Origin of the sequence: Kaistella gelatinilytica, from assembly GCF_015679325.1 — a bacterium.
Taxonomy (GTDB): domain Bacteria; phylum Bacteroidota; class Bacteroidia; order Flavobacteriales; family Weeksellaceae; genus Kaistella; species Kaistella gelatinilytica.
Genome location: NZ_JADPVI010000001.1, coordinates 79,195 through 102,939, shown reverse-complemented (window position 1 = coordinate 102,939; position 23,745 = coordinate 79,195). Strand labels below are relative to the sequence as shown.

The 23,745-nt window shown below is 36.5% G+C and carries 21 protein-coding genes; 12 read left to right on the top strand and 9 right to left on the bottom strand.

What is annotated here, in order from left to right; translation table 11 throughout:
- The first annotated feature begins 25 nt into the window (after nucleotides 1–25).
- Nucleotides 26–550 (top strand): GNAT family N-acetyltransferase, encoded by a 525-nt coding sequence (locus IV494_RS00460; RefSeq protein WP_196078212.1) that lies wholly within the window; start codon nucleotides 26–28, stop codon nucleotides 548–550.
- Between the two features lie 161 nt (nucleotides 551–711).
- Here the strand turns inward: IV494_RS00460 and rny are convergent, their stop codons facing one another.
- From rny to IV494_RS00430, 6 genes are all read right to left on the bottom strand, one after another.
- Nucleotides 712–2,283: a ribonuclease Y gene (gene rny / locus IV494_RS00455; RefSeq protein ID WP_196078211.1), complete on the bottom strand. Its 1,572-nt coding sequence runs from the start codon at nucleotides 2,281–2,283 to the stop codon at nucleotides 712–714.
- A 326-nt stretch (nucleotides 2,284–2,609) separates the two neighbouring features.
- Nucleotides 2,610–2,897 (bottom strand): cell division protein ZapA, encoded by a 288-nt coding sequence (locus tag IV494_RS00450; RefSeq protein WP_196078210.1) that lies wholly within the window; start codon nucleotides 2,895–2,897, stop codon nucleotides 2,610–2,612.
- Entirely contained in the window at nucleotides 2,897–3,199 is a 303-nt protein-coding gene (locus IV494_RS00445; RefSeq protein WP_196078209.1) for a hypothetical protein, read from the bottom strand. The genes IV494_RS00450 and IV494_RS00445 overlap by 1 nt, the downstream gene beginning before the upstream one ends.
- A gap of 149 nt (nucleotides 3,200–3,348) precedes the next feature.
- Entirely contained in the window at nucleotides 3,349–4,134 is a 786-nt protein-coding gene (gene porT, locus IV494_RS00440) for a type IX secretion/gliding motility protein PorT/SprT (RefSeq protein WP_196078208.1), read from the bottom strand.
- Between the two features lies 1 nt (nucleotide 4,135).
- Nucleotides 4,136–4,855, bottom strand: coding sequence for a bifunctional demethylmenaquinone methyltransferase/2-methoxy-6-polyprenyl-1,4-benzoquinol methylase UbiE (gene ubiE / locus IV494_RS00435; protein WP_052257465.1), 720 nt, complete (start codon nucleotides 4,853–4,855; stop codon nucleotides 4,136–4,138).
- A gap of 10 nt (nucleotides 4,856–4,865) precedes the next feature.
- Entirely contained in the window at nucleotides 4,866–5,435 is a 570-nt protein-coding gene (locus tag IV494_RS00430) for a hypothetical protein (RefSeq protein WP_196078207.1), read from the bottom strand.
- 101 nt (nucleotides 5,436–5,536) lie between these two features.
- Here IV494_RS00430 and IV494_RS00425 point away from each other — a divergent pair, with 101 nt between their 5' ends.
- The 4 genes from IV494_RS00425 to IV494_RS00410 all read left to right on the top strand — a co-directional run bounded on the left by IV494_RS00425 (nucleotide 5,537) and on the right by IV494_RS00410 (nucleotide 8,774).
- Nucleotides 5,537–6,604 carry a 3-oxoacyl-ACP synthase III family protein gene (locus tag IV494_RS00425; protein ID WP_196078206.1) on the top strand — a complete coding sequence of 356 codons (1,068 nt, stop codon included), beginning with the start codon at nucleotides 5,537–5,539 and terminating at the stop codon, nucleotides 6,602–6,604.
- Between the two features lie 113 nt (nucleotides 6,605–6,717).
- Nucleotides 6,718–7,929, top strand: a complete 1,212-nt coding sequence (locus tag IV494_RS00420; protein ID WP_196078205.1) for a metallophosphoesterase — start codon at nucleotides 6,718–6,720, stop codon at nucleotides 7,927–7,929.
- A gap of 19 nt (nucleotides 7,930–7,948) precedes the next feature.
- The gene (locus tag IV494_RS00415; RefSeq protein WP_317192985.1) at nucleotides 7,949–8,449 is read left to right on the top strand and encodes a GNAT family N-acetyltransferase; all 501 of its coding nucleotides are present in this window, start codon (nucleotides 7,949–7,951) and stop codon (nucleotides 8,447–8,449) included.
- An 82-nt stretch (nucleotides 8,450–8,531) separates the two neighbouring features.
- A complete protein-coding gene (locus IV494_RS00410) occupies nucleotides 8,532–8,774 on the top strand; it encodes a hypothetical protein (protein WP_196078204.1) in 243 nt (80 codons plus the stop codon).
- Nucleotides 8,775–8,854: 80 nt separating this feature from the next.
- On the opposite strand, the gene alaS is transcribed toward IV494_RS00410, so the two are convergent.
- The gene (gene alaS, locus IV494_RS00405; RefSeq protein WP_196078203.1) at nucleotides 8,855–11,512 is read right to left on the bottom strand and encodes an alanine--tRNA ligase; all 2,658 of its coding nucleotides are present in this window, start codon (nucleotides 11,510–11,512) and stop codon (nucleotides 8,855–8,857) included.
- A gap of 313 nt (nucleotides 11,513–11,825) precedes the next feature.
- Between alaS and msrA the strand changes: the two genes are divergently transcribed.
- A complete protein-coding gene (msrA, locus tag IV494_RS00400; protein ID WP_196078202.1) occupies nucleotides 11,826–12,485 on the top strand; it encodes a peptide-methionine (S)-S-oxide reductase MsrA in 660 nt (219 codons plus the stop codon).
- Nucleotides 12,486–12,619: 134 nt separating this feature from the next.
- On the opposite strand, the gene IV494_RS00395 is transcribed toward msrA, so the two are convergent.
- Complete coding sequence (locus tag IV494_RS00395; protein ID WP_196078201.1) at nucleotides 12,620–13,279, bottom strand: YceI family protein; 660 nt, start codon at nucleotides 13,277–13,279, stop codon at nucleotides 12,620–12,622.
- Between the two features lie 78 nt (nucleotides 13,280–13,357).
- Between IV494_RS00395 and IV494_RS00390 the strand changes: the two genes are divergently transcribed.
- Nucleotides 13,358–14,290 carry an ABC transporter ATP-binding protein gene (locus tag IV494_RS00390; RefSeq protein WP_196078200.1) on the top strand — a complete coding sequence of 311 codons (933 nt, stop codon included), beginning with the start codon at nucleotides 13,358–13,360 and terminating at the stop codon, nucleotides 14,288–14,290.
- A 212-nt stretch (nucleotides 14,291–14,502) separates the two neighbouring features.
- Here the strand turns inward: IV494_RS00390 and IV494_RS00385 are convergent, their stop codons facing one another.
- Nucleotides 14,503–14,835: a zinc ribbon domain-containing protein YjdM gene (locus tag IV494_RS00385; protein WP_196078199.1), complete on the bottom strand. Its 333-nt coding sequence runs from the start codon at nucleotides 14,833–14,835 to the stop codon at nucleotides 14,503–14,505.
- A 335-nt stretch (nucleotides 14,836–15,170) separates the two neighbouring features.
- Between IV494_RS00385 and IV494_RS00380 the strand changes: the two genes are divergently transcribed.
- The 5 genes from IV494_RS00380 (at nucleotide 15,171) to IV494_RS00360 (ending at nucleotide 23,620) form a co-directional block, all read left to right on the top strand.
- The gene (locus IV494_RS00380) at nucleotides 15,171–16,376 is read left to right on the top strand and encodes an RsmB/NOP family class I SAM-dependent RNA methyltransferase (RefSeq protein ID WP_196078198.1); all 1,206 of its coding nucleotides are present in this window, start codon (nucleotides 15,171–15,173) and stop codon (nucleotides 16,374–16,376) included.
- A gap of 377 nt (nucleotides 16,377–16,753) precedes the next feature.
- The gene (locus IV494_RS00375; RefSeq protein WP_196078197.1) at nucleotides 16,754–18,346 is read left to right on the top strand and encodes a GMC family oxidoreductase N-terminal domain-containing protein; all 1,593 of its coding nucleotides are present in this window, start codon (nucleotides 16,754–16,756) and stop codon (nucleotides 18,344–18,346) included.
- A 181-nt stretch (nucleotides 18,347–18,527) separates the two neighbouring features.
- A complete protein-coding gene (gene asnB / locus IV494_RS00370) occupies nucleotides 18,528–20,198 on the top strand; it encodes an asparagine synthase B (RefSeq protein WP_196078196.1) in 1,671 nt (556 codons plus the stop codon).
- 331 nt (nucleotides 20,199–20,529) lie between these two features.
- Entirely contained in the window at nucleotides 20,530–21,927 is a 1,398-nt protein-coding gene (locus tag IV494_RS00365) for an MFS transporter (RefSeq protein ID WP_196078195.1), read from the top strand.
- 187 nt (nucleotides 21,928–22,114) lie between these two features.
- On the top strand, nucleotides 22,115–23,620 hold the full coding sequence (locus IV494_RS00360; protein ID WP_196078194.1) for a catalase: 1,506 nt from the start codon (nucleotides 22,115–22,117) through the stop codon (nucleotides 23,618–23,620).
- Nucleotides 23,621–23,745 lie beyond the last annotated feature (125 nt).

The following is a 23,745-nucleotide window of genomic DNA, read 5'->3' as shown; positions in this document are numbered from 1 at the left end:
CTGAGGAAATTCAAATAAAGCGAAAATGGAAAAAGTAGATCTTAAAAAAGTCACGCTTGTCGATCTTGAGCAACTGCGAAAAATCAGCAGAAAGACTTTCTATGAAACATTTTCAAGCGGAAACACAGAAGAGAATATGAAGATATTTTTGGACGAAGCTTTTTCTCAAGAAAAACTAACTTCAGAACTTCATGATACGAACAGCGAATTTTATTTTGCGACCATAGATCAAATGGTGATCGGCTATTTAAAATTGAATTTTGGCTCATCGCAGACTGAATTGCAAGACGACAAAGCCATAGAAATAGAAAGGATTTATGTGATTCAGGAGTTTCTGGGAAAGAAAGTCGGGCAACTACTTTATAACAAAGCCATCGAAATTGCGAAAGATAAAAAGGCCGATTATATTTGGTTAGGCGTTTGGGAAGAAAATCCGCGAGCAATCAGGTTTTACACTAAAAATGGTTTTGTTGAGTTCGACCAGCATATTTTTAAAGTTGGAGATGATGAGCAAACAGACATTATGATGAAACTCAATTTGAATAAATAACATTTCCTGAAAAGAACTCACAAAAACAAAAATTGCTAAAAAAACCTCTTTAATTAAAATACGAAATCCGGGAAAATAAGAATTCAAACAGATTCTTTTTCGCACAAAAAAACTCCTTTCATGACTGAAAGGAGTTTTCTTTATTAATGATTTGCAATTGTTTATCTCGCAATATTCACAGATCTTGTCTCGCGAATTACCGTAACCCGAACTTGTCCTGGATACGTTAATTCATTTTGAATTTTTTCTGAAATATCATAAGAAAGTTGCGCTGATTTGTCGTCACTTACTTTTCCGCTTTCAACCATCACACGAAGCTCTCTTCCTGCCTGAATTGCGTAAGCGCTGGAAACTCCGTCGAAACTTAAAGCAGCTGCTTCAAGATCTTTTAATCGTTGGATATAAGATTCCAGAACTTGTCTTCTTGCTCCCGGTCTTGCTCCTGAAATAGCATCTGCAACCTGAATAATTGGAGAAAGCAAACCTGTCATTTCTATTTCGTCGTGGTGAGCTCCAATTGCGTTTATTACTTCCGCACTTTCACCATATTTTTCCGCCCACTGCATTCCTAAAAGAGCGTGTGGAAGTTCAGATTCCTGCTCCGGAACTTTTCCGATATCGTGTAATAAACCGGCTCTTTTAGCCAATTTTACGTTTAAACCTAGTTCTGCCGCCATTGTTGCTGCGATGTTTGCAACTTCTCTGGAGTGTTGTAACAAATTCTGTCCATAAGAAGAACGGAATTTCATTCGTCCTACGATTTTTACCAATTCCGGGTGAAGACCGTGAACGCCTAGATCGATCACTGTTCTCTTACCGACTTCGGTAATTTCTTCTTCGATCTGTTTTTTGGTTTTCTCTACAACTTCTTCAATTCTTGCCGGGTGAATTCTACCATCGGTAACCAATCGGTGAAGCGAAAGTCTTGCGATCTCTCTTCTTACCGGATCGAAACATGAAAGCAAAATTGCTTCCGGGGTATCATCAACAATGATTTCTACGCCAGTTGCAGCTTCCAAAGCACGGATATTTCTACCTTCTCTACCAATAATTCTACCTTTAACCTCGTCAGATTCAATATTAAATACCGAAACTGAATTTTCGATCGCCTGTTCCGTACCAATTCTCTGAATGGTTTGAATAACAATTTTCTTGGCTTCCTGTTTCGCATTCAACTGCGCTTCAGCCATGATATTCTGTACATGAGACTGAGCTCTTGTTTTGGCTTCGGCTTTTAAAGCTTCAACCAATTCACTTTTTGCATCTTCTGCAGAGTAGCCAGAAATTCTTTCCAGCATTTCTACTTTCTGCGCGGTCACTGCATCTAATTCCTGTTGTTTTTTCTCTAAGATCTCATGTTTCTTCGCATAATCTCCGATCTGGCGGTCCAGATCTTTTTCTAATTTACCGGTTTTACTAAGATCATCATTGAGTTTTTGCTCTTTGTCTTTGACTCTTTTTTCTGAATCCTGCATTTTTCTTTCTCTGGTCTGAATATCTGCATCATGTTGAGATTTCAGTTCCATGAATTTTTCTTTGGCTTGCAAATGCTTTTCCTTCTTGATGGATTCTGCCTGTACAGTTGCTTTTTCTAAAAGGTTGTCGGCATTTTTCTTTGCATCTTCTACAATGAATTTTGCTTTCGCATTCAAAGAGCTTTTGGAAAATAGCATTCCGATCACTGCTCCTAAAATGAGGCAAACAACGCCTATTATAATTGCTGTTGGTGTCATATATGTTTAGTTTTATAGTTCATAATATTATATTTAAAGTTAAACGGATGACGTTTTGAGGTTTGACTACAAAATGTCATTTTATTTTTATTTTTTTAAAAGTAATTCCACTTTTAAGTTCAATTTTTTACACAAAAAAAGCCCACAATAATTCAAGATATAGAGTAAACTCCTTATCAACACGATTTGAACTTTTTTTTATTTTCTGTAATCCGAGCAAGTCGGCGCGCCATTAAATAAACATTCGTTCGGCAATTGTATAGCGTTGAGTTTACCTGTAATGTGTTAGAACTATTGTAGGCAGTTGTTTTCCGGAAAAGAAAAATCTACTTTTCCAGCTCCTCCAGCATTTGATTAATCTGCATTAATCTTTCGTTGGAAGCTAATATATTTTTTTCGTTCGTGATCTGTGAAACTTCGGCGTTGGTTCCCAATTTTAAGGCACACATTGCTAAAGCATCCTGTTTATCTCTCACGTCAAAATTCTGTTCAAAATCTTTAATCATCGCTTCAATACTTTTGCCCACTTTACGAAGAGTTTCTTCTTCTGCGGCAGGAACATTCAGCGGGTAGTTTCTTCCGGCAATGTTGATGGTAATTCTTCTTACTTCCATTACAATCCGCTGTTTTGAAGTTCTGCAATACAATGATCCACTTCTTTTATTAACCTGTTGATATGGTTTTTCATCAATCGGTTATGGTCTGGATTTCCTGATATTGCTGAATAAAGCTTTATTTTCTTTTGTTCTTCTGCTAAAACCTGATTGTTTTTTCTTTCCTCTTCGTATTTCTTTTTCAGTTCATCATGCTCTCGGGACAATTCTAAATACTCTTCGGTAAGGTTTTGATAGTTCTTTGTTACATTCAAAATCCTCTTTTCTAAAACCGAAAAATTGTTATCTAAATCTTTGAGCATTTTCAGGCTTAATTAATTCTAACTAAGTAGCAAAAATATAAAATTTTAATTTGAATTGATGGATTATTCAGGACTAATTTGCGAATTTGTTGAAATAAAAAAAGAGAAAGCGATGTTCGCCACCTCTTTCGTAAATATTTTGGTTTTTTTTATTCAAATTTAAGAACAAACATCAAAGCTCTGGTTTTCGCACTCGAGATCGCAGCCGACCAATAAGGTGGCGTTCCCGGATTATCGGCAACCATTTCGTCATTCATCATGAAAGTTCCACGAAAACCTGGCGTTAGTTTAAATCTGCTGAAATAGAACTGAATACCAATTTCTGCAGACCACGCAAAATTACTCGTCGTGGTACGGAACAATCCCTGTGCATTATCATCCGGCGAAGAACTGTTTGACTGAAGATTCATCATCCAGTTTACTCCTGCTGCGGCGTAAGGACGGGAATTATACCAACGATCGCCGTGAACCTCGATCAATATAGGAAGATCTACGTAAGTTGATTTTACCGTTCTTAATTTATCCGCGTCGGTTAATGCTCTTGGTGTAAAAGGTGCGTTTGCAGGCGTTCCGGCTTGAAACTGATCATTGGATTGGGTGTCGAAAAATACTTCACGTTCTACAAACTGCAATCCCGGTTCAAACCTTAAATCGAAATTATCATTCAAACGAAATTTCCCGATCAGTCCTGCACCAAAACTGTAAGAAGATTTGGTTTGCACTAAGCTTTTCTGCCCATCCATTCCAAATCTCGGATCAAGAACCAATTTGTAATCAAAATTATTCGCGGCAAGAAAAAAACCGTAGCTGAATTTCTGATTATCAAATCCTTCCAGATTATCCATTCGGTCTTTGGTACGAAAAAGCTGAGCATTCGCTATTGTCGCAAAACAAATTGCTATAATGATATTTGTCTTCAATACTGTTTTCCACATATTATTTGGTTGCCTTATAAATCGTCGCGATGCCGAAACTTAATTTTTTATACTCTACGTTTTTAAAACCTGTGTTCAAAAGAATATTTTTCATTTTTTCTCCAAAAGGAAAAGCGTTCACCGAATCCGGAAGATAGGTATAAGCTCTGTTGTCTTTGGAAACTAATTTGCCGATCTGCGGCAAAATATTTTTAAAATAAAATTGATAGAATGGACCTAAAAATCCTTCTACTTTTGAAAATTCAAGAATATAAACGCTTTTATTTTCCTTTACTACTCTTCTTAATTCTGCTAATCCTTTCTCCAGATTCTCGAAATTACGAACTCCAAATGCAACGCAAACCGAATCGAATTTATTGCTTTCGAAGCGCAAGTTTTCAGCGTCGCCTTTTTCCATGCTGATCTGGTCGTCTAATTTAAGTTTTTTAATTTTATCGATACCAACGTTTAACATCAACTGCGACAAATCAAGTCCCACGACTTTAGCACCGGTTTCTTTCTGTACCGCAATCGCCAAATCGGCGGTTCCTGTAGCAACATCAAGGACTTCTTTCGGTTCATCTTTGTTCATCCATTTTACCAAAGTATTTCTCCAGAGAACATCAATTTTCATGGAAAGAACGTGGTTCAACAGATCATATTTCGGAGCGATATTGTCGAACATTTCCTCGACTTCTTTCTTTTTTCCTGCTTCTGTATTATATGGGGTAACTTGATTCAAAATACTTTATTTAAAATTTATAATATTCTTTGTAGTAGTTCAAAAAATCCTGTTTGCGGAAGATTTTACTTCTGGATTCAACTTTCTGTACGTTTTTTACCACTTTATCGTAATCTTCGTCCACATTGTAATAAAAATCATCGGTGTACAGTTTATTAAATCGCTTCGGCGTATTCACGTAATTTTTACCATCGATCTCCGTAGCTTTTCTGGCAGCAATAAGAGAATCTTTATTTAAATTATAACCATAGAACTGTTCGTTGACATAGTAATCCTGATGAGCAATATTGAGTAAGCCGCGAACTTTATTAACGACAAATGCAGAATCGTAAAGCAATTTTTTGTTTGCGTCGAAGACTTTGATCTGGTTTTTGCCTTTGTTAAGATCAACGGTTACGTTTTGTCCAGCGGCAATAATTGCTTCTTTGCCATCATTAATTTTAAAGTAAAAAGTATTTTCTGTAGGATTATCTACCAAATAACTATTCTTTTTCGCCAAAAACAGAAAGTAAATTCCGAAAGCGGAAATTACGGTAAGCAGGGAAATGATTAAACCTTTCGTGGAAGCACTGATTTTCATAAAGTTGTTCTAAAAAAACTTTTGCAAATTTAATAATAATTTTGTTTTAAGACGATACAATATTAATTCTTAACTTTGCCTTAAATTTTTCAAGTTAAAATATGCCTAATACAATCATTATAGGTTCCGGGAGTTATCTTCCGACCAAAATCATCGGCAGAGAATATTTCAAAGACTCTGTTTTCTACACCGATGAAGGTGAAAAAATAAATAAGCCTAATGAAGAAGTCATTCAAAAATTTGTAGAAATTACAGAAATTGAGAACAGACGCTATCTTGAAGATGACGAATTCAATTCAGATCTAGGTTTTCGCGCCGCAAAAGAAGCGATCGAAGATGCAAAAATCGATCAGGAAGATTTAGAATATATTATTTACGCCAGTAATTTTGGCGAAGTAAATAAGGATGGAATGACGAATTTTATGCCGTCGATGTCTGCAAGAGTGAAAAATAAACTTGGAATTAAGAACAGACGATGTGTAAATTACGACATGATCTTTGGTTGTCCGGGTTGGGTTGAAGCCATGATCTTGGCAGATACTTTAATAAAAGCAAAAAAAGCAAAATTAATACTGGTAGTTGGTTCCGAAACATTGAGCCGGGTTACCGATCCGTTCGACCGAAACAGAATGATCTTCGCAGATGGAGCCGGAGCTGTGGTGGTGAAAGCGACAGACGATGAAAACGTAGGAATTATTGCGGACTGCACGATTTGTGATAACGATTCCGAACTGAATTACCTGGAGCACGCACCTTCCTTAAAACTAGATGAAGACCGACGACCGCTTTACATCAGAATGCATGGACGAAAAATATACGAATATGCCTTGAAAAATGTTCCCGATGCGATCAAAGAAACCATTGAAAAAGCAGGATTAACATTAGATGATATCGATAAGATCCTCATTCATCAAGCCAATGCAAAAATGGATTATGCCATGATCTCCAGACTTCATAAGTTGTATGGGAAATCAGATTACGATCATGCCATTTCACCAATGACGATTCAGGAACTGGGTAATTCTTCCGTAGCAACGATCCCTACAATGTTTGATTTGATCATTAAAGGTAAGATGGAAGGACAATCTTTCAAAGAAAAAGGAAATATCGTCTTTACTTCTGTCGGTGCCGGAATGAATGTTAACGCCATAGTTTACAGGTTTCCATAAAAACCCATCAATAAAATAGACAAAAGCACAAAAGATAATTTTGTGCTTTTTTAATTTAACTCTATTTTTGACCTCCATAAAAATAACTAAAAATTATTTTCTCAAACCGACCTATGAACTTACAAAGAAATTTTCTCATTTTTACAGGACTTATTTTCCTCCTGGAATTTTATATTTATCAAGCCTTCAAAACCATCACCTCCAATTCAGCAGTACGATTGGGATATTGGGTAATTACCATTCTGGTCTATGGTTTTTTCATTTACGAGCTTTTAACCTTTAAAAAATCAGATCGGGACCACCACCGAATTCAAATTATCACTTCAGTATTTTTGATTTTTATCCTGCCGAAATTTTTCGTTCTATTTTTTTTACTGGCAGAAGATTTCATAAGAGTTCTACGTTTTGGTTTATCTACTTTTACGCCGGAACCGAATCACTTTCCGGACAGAAGAAAATTTTTGAGTCTTATCGGTTTAGGAAGTGCAGCAATCCTTGCTGGACTTTTTATTGATGGAATCATCTTCGGAAAATACCGGCATACGGTCAGAAGAGTAAAACTTAAAATTGCAGGATTGCCCGCAAGTTTCAAAGGGTATAAAATCATCCAGATTTCTGATGTTCACAGCGGAAGTTTTTTTCATCCCGAAAAATTACAGAAAGCCATTAATCTGATCAATGAGCAAAAAGCAGATCTGATCTTATTTACAGGCGACATGGTGAATAACTATGCGGAAGAATTTAAACCATTCGTACCCTTATTTTCCACCATCAAATCAAAAGACGGGAAACTTTCTATCCTCGGTAATCATGATTATGGAGATTATGGCGAATGGAAATCTGCCGAAGAAAAAGCCCAGAATATTCCTAATTTAATAGCGCTACAAAAAGAAGCTGGTTTTGAAATGCTGCGAAACGAGCATCGAATCATTGAAAAAAATGGGGAAAAACTCTATATTCTCGGCGTGGAAAACTGGGGCGAAAAACCTTTTCCACAATATGGCGATTTAAATAAGGCTTCGGCGGGAGTTCCTGCCGATGCTGCAAAAATATTAATGAGTCACGATCCAACACACTTTGATGCGATCGTAAAGAAACATCCATCCAATGTTCAACTGACGCTTTCCGGTCACACGCACGGAATGCAGTTTGGTTTGGATCTGAAAAATGTTCGCTGGTCACCTGTTCAGTTTCGGTATAAAAAATGGGCTGATTTGTATGAAAGTGAAGGAAAAAATCTCTACGTAAACCGCGGTTTTGGCGTCATTGCTTATCCTGGAAGAGTCGGAATTGACCCGGAAATCACCTTGATCGAATTAAGTTAGAAATATCAATTTACAGATCGTGACCAATTTTAAAAAAGCAACAGAAAAAGACATTCCTCTCATTCGCGAGTTGGCAACAATTTCCTGGAGTGCAGCGTATGAAAACATTCTTTCGACCGCGCAAATTGATTACATGTTGTCTGAAATGTATTCTTCAGAAACAATTTTAACACAAATAAAAAACAGCAATTATCTTTATTATTTAATAATTAAGGAAGGCAAAGCGGTTGGTTTTATAGGTTTTGAATTTCATTACGAAGAAAAAACCACCAAACTGCACAGAATCTATCTGGTACCGGAAGCCAAAGGAAAAAGTCTCGGTAAAGAAGCTATGAAATTTTTAAAAAGAGAAGTTACTTCAAATGAAGACAATCGAATTATTTTGAACGTAAACAAAGACAACTCCGCAAAAAGTTTTTACGAATCACAGGGTTTTCAAGTCTATGAAGAGGCGGTCTTCGATATTGGAAATGGATTTGTGATGGATGATTATTTAATGGAATTTACTTTTGATTTGTAAATAGAAAGATGTAAAATACATAGTATATTTTTTTGGTATGATTTTAGGTTGTTTGAACGTATAACTTAAAAATTTAAAAATTATGACACGTACTAATTTACTTTCGAAAATTCAATTTTTTGCATTAGCAGTAATGGCAAATTTAGCTGTAGTTCTCGTAAAAGCTCAGGAAAAAGCACCAGATTTAAAAGTCGATGTTGACGTTAACAAAGGCGGAAGCGCAATGGGTGGCGACTGGATGAGTAATCCATTAGTTTGGGTAATTGGAGCTTTGGTTTTAATCGTTATTATCGCTTTAGTTGCGAGAGGTGGCGGAAATAAATAAAAATTTTTTCATGTATATTAAAATACCGGAAAGATAATTTCCGGTATTTTTTTTTGAGTAAAAAGCAATTATTTTTTATATTAAATCTCAAGTGCTTTCTGATAAGCATTCTCGATTCCTGCTAAGTTTTTTCCACCCGCAGTTGCAAAACCTGGGTTTCCGCCACCACCGCCCTGGATTTCTTTCGCTAGATCTTTTACGATATTTCCAGCATGATATTGAGTTTCAAGATCTGCAGAAACTCCAACGGTGATCATTGGTTTTTCGTCAGCATCAGAAATAATAACGATTACAGAATTTCGGGTTTCTTTTTTCAGTTGAAATACGATATCTTTTACACTTCCTGCATCCATTGAAACTTTTTTGACCAGTAATTTTTTACCATTTTGATCAACAAAATCATTTTTCCAGTTGGCGGTTTCGCCTTTTGCTTTTTCTTTTTTAAAGGATTCGAGTTCAGATTTTAAAGCCGTATTTTCCTCCATTAATTTTTGAACAGATTTTACCAGATCTTTCGATTTTAATAAAGCTGAAATTTCTTTCATCTGACTTTCTAAATTATTGAAATATGCAGAGGATTGATCGCCGGATATGGCTTCAATACGACGGATTCCGGCTGCGGTAGAACTTTCATTCTGAATTTTAAAGTGACCGATCTCGCCCGTAGATTTCACGTGAGTTCCTCCACATAATTCTTTCGAAGAACCAAACTGGATCATTCGCACTTTATCCCCATATTTTTCCCCGAAAAGCGCCATTGCTCCTTTCTCAATCGCTTCTGTCATTGGAATATCTCTAAATTCCTGAAGCGCAATATTTTCTTTAATTTTTCTATTGACTTTATCTTCTACCAGTTTCAGATCCTCTTCATTAATTTTTGAAAAATGGGAGAAATCGAAACGCAAATATTCCGGACTTACAAAAGAACCTTTTTGCTCAACGTGAGTTCCTAAAACTTCGCGCAAAGCTTCGTGCAATAAATGCGTTACGGAGTGATTCGCCTGAGAATTTCTTCTTTCCGACTCGTTTACTTTTGCGTAAAATAAAGCGCCTGCATCTTTCGGCAACTCTTTAATCAAAGAAACGATCAGGTTATTTTCTTTTCTGGTTTCTAAAACTTCGATGATTTCCGTACAATCTTTAATAGCAGAAATGCTTGGATTTGAAATATCAAAACCTCCCGCATAACTTGGAATTAAAATTCCTTTATCACCGATTTGTCCACCACCTTCCGGATAAAAAGGCGATTTTGAAAGAACGATCTGGTAAAATTCGCCGTCTTTATTTTCAACTTTTCGATATCTTGTAATATAAGTTTCAGTTTCAATCTGGTCGTAACCAACAAAGGTTTCTGCTTTTTCTTCCAAAACAACCCAGTCGTAAACTTTTTGTGCTGATGATTTTTTGGAACGCTGTTTTTGCTTTTCCATTTCTTCATCAAAGCCTTTTTCATCAACAGTCAACTGCTTTTCTTCTGCGATGATTCTTGAAAGATCTGCAGGAAATCCATAGGTATCGTACAATTCAAAAACGGCTGCTCCGGGAAGTGTTTTTTCGTTTTTGGAAATGGTTTCGTTAATGATGAGATCGATTCTTTTCAAACCGTGTTCGATTGTTTTCAAGAAAGAAGTTTCTTCTTCTTTAATAACTTCAGTAACCAATTTTTGCTGCTTCACCAACTCCGGGAAAAAGTCGCCCATTTCATTTCTTAAAACTGCTACCAATTCAAAAAGGAAAGGTTCTTTAATTCCTAAAAAACGGTAAGAGTAAGAAATCGCTCTTCTCAAAATTCTACGGATCACATAACCTGCTCCACCATTCGAAGGCAACTGTCCATCGGCAATTGCAAACGAAACCGCACGAATATGATCCACTAAAACACGGATCGCAATATCTTTCTCATCTTCTAAAATCCCCGTATATTTTTTTCCTGAAAGTTCTTCTACTTTTGCAATTAAAGGCGTGAAAACATCAGTATCATAATTGGAGGTTTTGCCTTGTAAAGCCATACACAAACGCTCGAAACCCATTCCGGTATCAACATGTTTGGAAGGCAATTTTTCTAAACTTCCGTCAGCTTTTCTATTGAATTCCATGAAAACCAAATTCCAGACTTCCACAACTTGCGGATGATCGTTGTTGACCAAATCTAAACCAGAAACCTTTGCTTTTTCTTCCGCTGTTCGAATATCAATATGAATTTCCGAGCAGGGTCCACAAGGTCCGCTCTCGCCCATTTCCCAGAAATTATCTTTTTTATTTCCATTGATAATTCGGTCTTCAGAAATGTGAGCTTTCCAGAAATTGTACGCATCATTATCGCGATCTAAATTTTCAGAAGAGTCACCTTCAAAAATCGTAACGTACAAATTTTCTTTTGGAATTTTATAAACTTCCGTCAATAATTCCCACGCATAATCGATGGCTTCTTTTTTAAAATAATCACCGAACGACCAGTTTCCCAACATTTCAAACATCGTGTGGTGATAAGTATCGCGACCAACATCATCCAGATCATTATGTTTACCGGAAACTCTCAAACATTTTTGCGTATCTGCAATTCGAGGAGATTTTGGTTCTTTATATCCTAAAAAATAGTCTTTAAACTGCGTCATTCCGGAGTTGGAGAACATCAAAGTCGGATCATCTTTCAACACAATTGGTGCGGAAGGAACGATGAGATGTCCTTTTTCTTTAAAAAAATCTAAAAACTGCTGTCTTATTTGTTGTGAAGTCATGATTGAATTGGCTTTTTAGCGATTGGCCTGGCTTATTGATAAGTTGGCAAATTTAATGATTTTGAAATGATTGTGAAATATTGATTTCTCCAATTCGTAAATATTCTTTTACGACTTTATTACGTCCTTAAATATGTTCGAAAAACAAACCTTCTGTACTTATTTCTCGTATATCATATTGCTGGACAAGGAAACCAGTTTATGAAATGATTGCGATAGAAAATTCCTTTTAGGTTGTTGAAATTTCAGCCTCATATTTGCATCAACAACAAAATTAATTCAAAAAGAAATGAATAAAAATAAGAAGAAAAAAATGAAAAATATTTTAACACTCATGGCCTTTATTTTTGGAGTGGGGATTTTTGCTGCAACCAGCTTTTCCTGCACAAAACCCAAAGTAAAAGTCGCTGACGAAAACAAACAAATTGAAACAAATATGGAAGGTAAAAACATTAAAGAAATTTATTTCGCAGGTGGATGTTTCTGGGGAACAGAACATTTATTTCAACTCATAAGAGGTGTTGTTGGAACTGAAGTGGGATATGCAAACGGGAAAATCAAAAATCCTACTTACGAACAGGTTGTCAGTCACACCACTGGTTTTACAGAAGCTGTAAAAGTAAAATATGATGCAGATGAAGTTAATTTACCACTTTTGATCAACATGTTTTTCAAATCAATTGACCCTACAACCATTGACAGACAGGGAAATGACAGAGGAGATAACTACAGAAGCGGAATTTATACGACCGATCCGGCTGCTGAAGCTATTGTAAAAACAGAGGTTGCTAAACTGGCTAAAAATTACGATAAACCAGTTGTTGTAGAAACAATTCCTTTGAAAAATTTCTACAAAGCTGAAGATTATCATCAGGACTATTTAGTTAAAAATCCTGGTGGATATTGTCACATTCCACTCTCGGTTTTTGAAGAAGCAAAAAATGCAAATCCACTTCCAAAAGTGAAATCATAAAATTAGAGGTTGTCGAAAGGCAATCTTTTTTTATATAAATTTTTTGATGTTGAGCATTGAAAACATTTTAGAATTATCTAAAAAAAAATCCGTCCCAAACAATGAGACGGATTTTCTTTATAAGAAGTAAATTTTTATTTTTTCTCTAAAGCTTTAATCGAAATCTGAAGATTCACCTCATCTTTGATCACTCCATTTTTTAGAGGCATCTGAAATTTAACGCTAAAATCTTCCCGCATAATGTCTTTTGGTTCGGTTGCAATACTTACTTCGCCATTTCTTACCGCAACATTCGCATTGAACTGAACAGGTTTCGTAATTCCTTTCATCGTGAGATTCCCATCTAATAAAGTATTGTAATCACCTTGTGCATTTGGAGTTACTTTGGTTATTTCATAAGAAGCTGTTGGAAATTTTTCAGTTTCGAAAAAATCGCCGCTTTTCAAATGTCCGTTGAGTTTATTCAAGTTTTCTTTATCATCTTTCAAATCAACAGAAGTCAGCGTATTCATATCTGCTACGAATTTTCCACTTTCAAGTTTTCCGTCTTTTACCGTGACGTCACCACTTTCAAATTTGATGGTCCCAAAATGACTTGAGTTATCACTTTTCAATACCAAAAATCCTTTCCACTCTATTCTGCTGTTCAAAGTGTCTAACTCGTAAACGCTTCCTTGTTTAGTGATGGTAGAATCGTTGGATTGCGCGGTCAATGGTTTATCTTTCCCGCAGGAAACCAGTAAAATTCCGGCACCGAATGCACATAAAATTGATATTTTAACTGCTTTTTTCATCAAAAATCTTAATTTTTTATTGTCTGGCTAAAATAATAAAAATAATCCTATTTAAGACAAATATGTTATTTTTGCAGGATGCTACTAGAAATCAATAATTTATTTTTCTCTCACTCCCCCGAAAAGAATCTTTTCCGCAATTTTAATCTGAAAGTTGAGGAAGGGAAAATTATTGCGTTGGCTGGAGAAAGTGGATGCGGAAAATCTACCTTATTAAATTTGATCTACGGCTTACTCGACGGTGAAAGTGGAGAAATTATTTTTGATAACAAACCGATCTTAGGTCCGAAAAAAAATCTTGTTCCCGGCGAAGACGACATGAAACTGGTCGCTCAAAATTACGATCTGATGCCCTATTCGACCGTTGCGGAGAATGTAGGGAAATTTATTTCTAACATTAATTTAGAAGAAAAAAAAGAGAAAGTTCAGGAACTTCTTACCGTAGTTGGACTGGAAGATTACTCCTCAATTTTACCAAAATATTTAAGTGGCGGTCAACAGCAGCGTGTTTCAATCGCAAGAGCACTTTCGGTAATGCCAAAACTTCTTTTGCTCGACGAACCCTTTAGCAATATCGATTTTTCAAGAAAAATTGAACTTCGGGAGAGACTTTTTAGATACGTAAAAGAAAAAAATATTTCGCTGCTCATTTCTACGCACGAAATTCAGGAAGTGATGCCTTGGTTGGATCAGATTATTGTTTTGCAGGAAGGACGTTTAATTCAAAGTGATACCGCTGAAGAAACCTACAATAATCCTTATAATCAATATGTCGCAGCGCTTTTTGGGGAAGTAAATATTTTTTCTGAGGAGGAAAAAGAAAACTTCAATGTGACCAAAAAATTTTGGTATCCGCATGAAATCAAAATTTCTGAAGAGGGAAATGACGCCCAGGTTTTGGAAAGCCGATTTGCCGGAAGTCATTACTGGAATAAAGTTTCTCTAAATGATAAAAATCTAATTATTTATACACCAGAAAAAATCACAGGTTCTGTCAAAATTAGTCTTTAAAAAAGAAAAAGTCAAGGCAATTCAGCAGTTGTGAATGTACAATTGACTTTTCTCATATTCCTTTTTTATTGCACAAATATTTCTTAGCTTTGAGATACAAAACGTAAGGAAATTTTTGGTTAATTCTCTTTCTGCCCCTGAGACGAAATTAGTGCAATTTACTTGTACAACTAGTCTTCGAAACGGAACCCTGTCCAAATTTTTCCTTTTTTTTATGCCTTTTTCACAAATTCCGACTTCAAGGCCATCGCGCCGAATCCATCAATCTTACAGTCGATATTGTGATCTGAACCCGGACGTAATCTGATGTTTTTTACTTTCGTTCCTGATTTCAAAGGCTTTGGCGCTCCTTTCACAGGCAAATCTTTTATTAAAACTACGGTATCACCATTTTGCAATTCGTGTCCGTGTGCATCTAAAATTTTATCTTCATCAGATGTTTCTCCCGGCGTCCATTCATGAAAACATTGGGAACACACCATCTTATCGTCCTGTTCGTAAGTAAATTCTGACTGACATTTCGGACAAACTATTGTATCGCTCATAATTATAATTTTTGCAAAGGTATTATTAAAATAAAGAGAGTACAAGTTGCGATTTCATCATGTGGAGTTATGAAAAAGTTAAATAAAGCGAGTTTAAATTTTCGAACAACGCCAACACCTCTCTTGATTTTACGAAATTGTTCAAAAATACAGAATCTGCGCCCCGGCTTGAGTGGAGCTCTTTTTGTGCAACGAAGTGGAGCAAAAAAGCGGGAACGGAAGACGGAAATGTGCGCCCAAATCGACAACCAAATTATTCGGTATAAAAACCTTATTTTTGCAAAAATTATATCCCGAAGATTCGAGGGTAAATTGAACTTTATAAAACATCCTAAATGGAATTGATACACAGAAACCTGTTGATAGGTATTCACGACGCTTTACAGGAAACATTTTTCGAAGAAAGAAAGTACGCAGACAAGGTTATAGAAAGGCTTTTGAAAGGTCACAAACAATGGGGCAGCGAAGACCGACGCGTTGTTGCACAAATTTTTTACGACATTATCCGCTGGAAAAAACGCCTCGAATATTACATGGGCGAAGGCGTAAAACCAAGCAATATTTATAAATTAATTTTGGCTTATTGCATCTGGACAAAAACGCACTACAAAAAATTTGAAGAATTCGACGGTGTAAAAACTGCAGATATCATTAATAAACTTAAGAAAAATACCGTTCCTACAAAAGCGGTTGAATATTCAATCCCTGATTGGTTGGCTGAAACTTTAGAAAAAGAATTAGGACCAAGCTGGGAAAAAGAAATGTACGCGCTGAATGAACAGGCGCCTACAATTCTTCGTGTCAATACTTTGAAAACAACGGCGAAAGAGTTGATCTCTGACCTGAAAGTGGAAGGTGTTGACAGTTTTCAGATCAAAAGTTATCCGGACGCTATACAATTGGATGTAAAGAAAAATGTGTTTTTAACGACCGCTTTCAAAGATGGCTTGTTCGAAGTTCAGGATGCTTCTTCCCAAAAGATCGGTCAGCTTCTCGACGTGAAAGAAGGAATGAGAGTCGTAGATGTTTGCGCCGGAGCAGGTGGAAAAACCTTGCATTTGGCCGCTTTGATGAAAAACAAAGGGCAAATTATCGCGCTTGATATTTACGAATGGAAACTTGCAGAATTGAAACGCCGCGCGAAAAGAGCCGGAGCGCACAACATCGAAACGCGCATGATCGACGACAATAAAGTCATCAAAAGACTGCACGAAACTGCAGACCGTTTGTTGATTGATTCCCCGTGTTCAGGTTTGGGAGTTTTGAAAAGAAACCCAGATTCTAAATGGAAAATTGACCAGGAATTCATCGACCGTATCAAAAAAGAGCAAGAAAAAATCCTGCAGGATTATTCTAAGATCTTGAAAAAAGGCGGGAAAATGATCTACGCAACCTGTTCAATTCTACCAAGTGAAAACAACGAACAAGTCGCAATTTTCCTTAAAAATAACGAAAATTATTCTTTGATAAAAGAAGAAAAAATAATGCCGAGCGAAGGTTTCGACGGATTCTATATGGCTTTGATCGAGAGAAAAGCTTAAGATTTATTTTATACCTACAAAAGCCATTTCATTATTTGAAGTGGCTTTTTTTGGGAGCAAAAAGATATTTGCTTTGTCCGAAGATTATTACCCGCTCTCCACTATACCTGTCTGCCGACAGGCAGGTCTTTTTTTCATCGTTCCTCCTCAAAAAAGGATGCCGTTGCGATCGTGGCTGGAATAAAAAGTTTTGTTTTACAGAAATTTTTGAAAAGATAAACTTAATCTTAAACGTTTTGGTTTTAATTCTATATTTCGCGGAAGGTTTATTTTTTAAAGTTCATTTGCAATCTGTTTAAATCACTATTTACAACGTATCACATATCTAATCATCACTTGATTTATGCCTTTAGTACGGTTCTTGTTTAGAATGAAAAATGAATCGGAAAGAATTTATACAAGCTACAAGTTTAGGAACCGCTGCCTTTTTCTTTTTAGGAATGGGTAGTTTTTTTGGAAAGTCTCCAAATCCTTTGGAAAAAGAATCACGAAAACCTTTTGAAATGATCGATAAAAATGTTGTTATCATCGGTTCCGGTTATGGCGGTTCGGTTGCAGCTTTGCGACTTTGTGAAAAAAATATTCCGGTGACGCTCTTGGAAATGGGTTTAGACTGGGAAAAATCGGGGCAGAAATTTTCTTCAATGATTAATCCCGGACATTCTGCGGCATGGTTGAAAACAAAAACCATCGCACCTTTCTTCAATCTTTTTAGTTTGGAAAAATATACGGGCGCACTTGATCGTTTAGATTTTGAACATATTAAAATCTGGCTCGGTCGCGGAGTTGGCGGTGGTTCTCTCGTGAATGGCGGAATGGCTGTAACGCCAAAGAAAGAATATTTTAAAGAGATATTTCCGAATTTGGATGCGGAGCAATTTTACTCCAAATATTTTCCTTTAGCCAATAATGAATTGAAATCGAATGTCGCGTCCGAGGAATTCCTAAAAGATTGTTCTTTCTATAAATTCAACAGAGTTGGTGAAGAAGAGGCTAAAAAAGCAGGTTTCAAAACTGTTCGTGTTCCTAATGTATACGATTTCAAATACATGGAAAAAGAATATAAAGAAGAAGTGCCACGTTCGGCTTTGGCAGGAGAAGTGATTTATGGAAATAATCATGGTAAAAATTCTTTAGACAAAACCTATCTCAAAAAAGCTTCTGCAACAGGGAAACTGGAAATCCTGGAATTGCACCAGGTAAATCACATTACGCAAAATCCTGATAAATCTTATTCAATCGATATTTCTGTTATCAATACAAAAGGGGAAGAAATTCAACACAAGATCATTAACACGAAAAAATTAATTCTCTCCGCCGGAACAATGGGTTCTCTGGAATTACTCTTAAAATCGAAAGCGATGAAGCAATTACCGATGGATGATAAAATAGGTAAAGACTGGGGAAATAACGGCAATTTCATGACAGGGAGAAACTGGGTCAAAGCTTTTTCGGGCGGAACAGGATTTCAGCAATCTACGATTCCGGTTGGTGGAATTGATCATTGGGAAGATAAAGACCGTCCATTTTTTGTGGAGATCGCGCCTTTACCAATGGGATTGAATGTAGCGACTTCTTTATATTTAATGGTCAATAAACTAAAGAAATATGGCGAAGTAAATTACGATTTAGCAACTCAGAAATTACAGTTGAACTGGGATCAGTCGCATACTGCTCACATGAAAGACAACGCAAAAAATTTTCTTCGAACCATGAATAAAGCAAATGGCGGAACACGTGCTCATCTCCTCTTTCACAACGGTTTTGGCGCCGATGTTTGTTACCATCCTTTGGGTGGAATTGTCTTAGGTAAAGCAACCGACAACTTTGGAAGATTAAATGGCCATAAAAATTTATACGTTATCGACGGTTCTTTAATTCCGGGAACGATCGGCGTGAATCCTTTTGTTACGATCACTGCGATTGCGGAGTATTGCATGGAAGAAATTATTGAGAAGGATTTCGCATAATAAATATTTTAAACTACAGACCCTAAAATTTCCTTTTTTTCTTAAATTTTTCCTCTTTTTAAAGTAATAATAGTATTTAATTCGCTTTTGTCAATTTTTACTTCCGATTCATAAACATTTACAATACTTTTGCATTAGAATTTTAATCATTTATTAATAATTACTTATCAAACTATAAAAAATGTGTGGAATTGTATGCTTATTTGACGTTAAACAAAAGACAGAAATTTTAAGACCTCAGGTTTTAGAGATGTCTAAAAAAATCCGTCATCGTGGTCCGGACTGGAGCGGCGTTTTTCAAAATGAAAAGGTGATTTTTTCTCATGAAAGATTGGCGATCGTTGATCCAACTTCGGGGAAACAACCTTTGTTTTCAAAAGATAAAAAGATTGTTTTGGCTGTTAATGGGGAAATTTATAACCATAAAGAATTAAGAAAAGAATTCCCTGAATATGAGTTCCAAACAGAATCTGATTGCGAAGTCATTATTCCATTATTTCAAAAATATGGAAAAAATTTCGTCGATAAACTGAACGGAATTTTCGCTTTTGTCATTTACGATATCGAAAATGATATCTACTTCGTTGCTCGTGATCACATGGGAATTTGCCCACTCTATCAAGGTTGTGACAAAAACGGAAGTTATTATGTTGCTTCTGAATTAAAAGCTTTGGAAGGAGTCTGCAAATCCATCGAAGTTTTTTTACCCGGACATTTTTTATTCAGTCCTGATGGTTACGAAATGCAGCAATGGTACAAGAGAGACTGGGAAGATTTTGAAAATGTAAAAGAAAATACCACCAATATTGCGGAACTTAGAAAAGCTCTGGAAGATGCAGTTCACCGACAATTGATGAGCGATGTTCCTTATGGAGTTTTACTTTCCGGCGGCTTAGATTCTTCTATTATTTCTGCAGTTACCGCAAAATATGCCCGGAACAGAATTGAAAGTGGCGACACTCAGGAAGCGTGGTATCCGCGTTTACACAGTTTCGCAGTTGGTCTGGAAGGAAGTCCGGATTTAATTGCTGCCCAAAAAGCGGCGGACCATATTGGCTCTATTCATCATGAAGTCCATTTCACCGTGCAGGAAGGTTTAGACGCAGTTCGCGATGTGATTTACCATTTGGAAACTTACGATGTTACGACCGTTCGTGCTTCAACGCCGATGTATTTACTGGCGAGAGTCATTAAATCAATGGGAATAAAAATGGTGCTTTCCGGCGAAGGAGCAGATGAGATTTTTGGCGGTTATCTCTATTTTCACAAAGCGCCAAATGCAAAAGAATTTCACGAAGAAAACGTAAGAAAACTAAACAAACTTCATCTTTACGATTGTTTACGAGCCAACAAAGCTTTGATGAGTTGGGGAATTGAAGGCCGCGTTCCGTTCCTGGATAAAGAGTTTATGGATGTTGCGATGAGACTTAATCCGAAAGATAAAATGGTTACAGCACACGAACCGAAAATTGAAAAATGGCTCTTGAGAAAAGCTTTCGAAGATTTATTGCCGGAAAGTATTACGTGGCGACAAAAAGAACAGTTTTCTGACGGCGTTGGTTATTCCTGGATCGATTCCTTAAAAGAAGTTGCAGAAAAAGAAGTGACCGATGAAATGATGAAAATTTCCAAATTCAGATTTGCCTTAAATACGCCTCAAAACAAAGAAGAATACCGTTACCGGACGATCTTCGAAGAACATTTCCCAAGTGAAACTGCAGCAGCAACCGTGCCTTCTGTTCCGTCTGTAGCATGTTCTACGCCGATTGCTTTGGAATGGGACGAAGCTTTTAAAAATGCAAACGATCCAAGCGGAAGAGCTGTTTTATCGGTGCATGAAGATTCTTACTAGAAGAGCAAAGTAAAAAGGAAAAAGAGCCAAGTTTACGCTTATTAAATTTGGTTCAATTGAAAAAGAAATTTAAATTTCATAAACTATTTTTTTTATTAAATATTCAATTGGAACGGGCTTTAGCCCGTTTTTTTTGTCATTAGAAATCGGCTTTAGCCAAAATCTACCTAAACACAGACTGTAATTATATTATTTAAAAAAAAGCAAGAATCTCTAATCTTTGTTCTCGAATCTCGCAACTCGCAACTCACAGATTTCATCAATCACCATTTTCTAAAAATTTGTGGATTTGTGGCAATCACTTTGCTTTAGAAATTCTTAAATTTGTTAGATGCCTTTTAGCCAAGATAATTCAGTTAAAAAATTCCTTCCCTTAATTCTCGCCACGTCCATTTTCATGCAGATGTTGGATTCCACGATTCTGAATACTTCGCTTCCATCTATTGCGAAAGATTTGCAGGAATCGCCTTTGAATATGCAGAATGCGATCATTTCTTATGTGTTGACATTGGCTTTGTTTATGCCGGTAAGCGGATTTTTAGCCGATAAATTCGGAACGCGGAAAATCTTTATCAGCTCTTTGATCATCTTTGTTTTGGGCTCTATATTCTGTGCACTTTCTCAGGATTTAACGCAATTAGTGATTTCCAGAATTATTCAAGGTTTAGGCGGAAGTTTAATGACTCCTGTTGGAAGATTGGCTTTAATAAAAACCTACGAGAAAAACGAGTTGATGAAAGCCATGAATTTCGCCATTATTCCAGCTTTGATCGGACCAATTTTAGGACCTTTAGTCGGAGGTTACATGGTGGATTATTTATCGTGGCACTGGATTTTCCTCATTAATGTTCCCATCGGTTTGCTTGGAATTTTTCTAAGTATAAAATTTATGCCCGATTATAAATCGAAGGAAATCACCTTTGATTTAAAGGGATTTCTAATTTTTGCCTCCGCTTCACTCTTGCTTTCCATCGCATTGGAAATGTTCGGAAACACGCAACACACGACTTTAGTTCTATTTATTTTCACCTTAGGATTTTTAATGATTTACTATTATTACATCCATGCGAAAAAAACAAAAAAGCCCATTTTTCCTTTGAATTTATTTCAGGTGAGAACTTTTCGTGTGGGAATTTTAGGAAATTTAGCCACAAGATTAGGAATCAGTTCTATTCCACTTTTATTGCCTTTGATGATTCAAATTGCGTATGGACAATCTGCCGTAGTTTCGGGTTGGATTGTCGCTCCAATGGCTTTAACCGCAATGTTTGGGAAATCTTTGGTGATTAAAATTTTAGATTTTTTTGGCTACCGAAAAACTTTGATGACGAATACTTTTATCATCGGGATTTTAATTGCGTGTTTGGGAATTCCGGGCATAAAATCTTCCATTTACTGGTTCGTTCCTATAATTGCGATTCTTGGATTTTTTAATTCCATTCAATTTACCTCGATGAATACGATCGCAATTGCAGATTTGCGCGATTCTCACACCAGCAGCGGAAATTCTTTGCTTGCCGTGAATCAACAACTTGCGGTAGGATTCGGAATTGCTTTAGGATTAATTGCCCTAAAATTATTTGAAAATAATACGGGAATTACAGACGGAAATACCCATCTCGCTTTTCGATATACCTTTTATACGGTAGGTTTACTCACTGTAATTTCTGGATTTGTCTTTAGAAGACTTCACATTTCAGACGGGAATAATATGAAATCTGCGGATTAACTTCCTCCAAAATATTTTGGACGCATTTTCAATTTTTGGCTGTTTTTTATTTTGTAGAAATCTCCCCAATTCCTTATCAGATTCGTAAAGAACAGAACCTTGATTTAAATCATATAACGCTTTTAGACAAAATAAATAATACTCCTCAATTTTAATTCCTAATTTTATTACATCAAAATATATAAAAATGGAAGATAAGAAAAAATTGACGCGACAAACAGGAGCACCCGTTCCTGATAATCAAAATACGCAAACCGCAGGACCAAGAGGACCCATGTTGATGCAGGATTACTGGTTCTTAGAAAAAATGGCGAACTTCGACAGAGAAGTCATCCCCGAAAGAAGAATGCACGCAAAAGGTTCTGGCGCTTTCGGAACATTTACCGTAACCCACGATATTTCACAATACACGAAAGCCCATATATTTAATGAAATCGGTAAGCAGACCGAAATGTTTGCACGTTTTTCTACTGTTGCAGGAGAACGAGGCGCTGCCGATGCAGAAAGAGATATTCGCGGTTTTGCCTTAAAATTTTATACCGATGAAGGAATTTGGGATATGGTCGGAAATAATACACCCGTTTTCTTTTTCCGTGATCCAATGAAATTTCCAGATTTGAATCACGCCGTAAAACGCGATCCAAAAACCAATATGAGAAGTGCCCAAAATAACTGGGATTTCTGGACTTTACTACCCGAAGCTTTGCATCAGGTAACGATCGTGATGAGTGATCGCGGACTGCCAAACGGTTACCGACACATGCATGGTTTTGGAAGTCATACTTACAGTTTCATCAACAAAGATAATGTTCGTCATTGGGTTAAATTCCATTTTAGAACACAACAGGGAATCGATAATTTAACGGATGAGGAAGCTGGAAAATTAGTTGGAATGGACCGCGAATCCTCCCAACGCGATTTATTTGACAATATTAAAGCAGGCAATTTTCCAAAATGGAAAATGTTTATTCAGATCATGACCGAAGAAGAAGCGAAAACTTATCGTTTCCATCCATTTGATTTGACAAAAGTTTGGTCTAAAAAAGATTTTCCATTAATTGAAGTTGGACAGTTTGAATTGAATAAAAACGCAGAAAATTATTTTGCAGATGTAGAACAGGCCGCCTTTAATCCAACAAATATTGTTCCCGGAATCGGTTTCTCTCCAGACAAAATGTTACAGGGAAGATTGTTTTCTTACGGCGATGCGCAACGTTACCGATTAGGCGTGAATCATTATCAGATCCCGGTAAACAAACCGAGATGTCCGTATAATGCTTATCACCGTGACGGACAAATGCGTGTTGATGGGAATTATGGTGGCACCATTCATTATGAACCAAACAGTTATGGGGAATGGCAGGAACAACCTTCTGCAAAAGAGCCGTCTTTAGAATTATCGGGAGATGCTTATGCACACAATTTCCGCGATGACGATGAAGATTATTTCACCCAACCCGGAGATCTATTCCGAATTATAAAAGCTGACGGAAAAGCCGACGTGCTGTTTAAAAATACCGCCGCAAATGTTGGCGGAGCAGAAAAGTTCGTGCAAGTTCGACACATCAGAAATTGTTTTAAAGCCGATCCTGAATATGGAGAAGGCGTTGCAAATGCTTTAGAAATGACAATGGATGAAGTGAACAGTTTTGATATGACGCGCTACGACCAGTTTGCGCCGAGAAAGTCTTAGTCCTTTAAAATATTTTTTTAGGCTGATAAAAGGTGGGAAGTTTTAAAAAAAACATTTCCACCTTTTTTTGTTCCTCATTGTAAAACATTTCCACCATTGTTTTTTTCGATATTTCAATTTGAAGT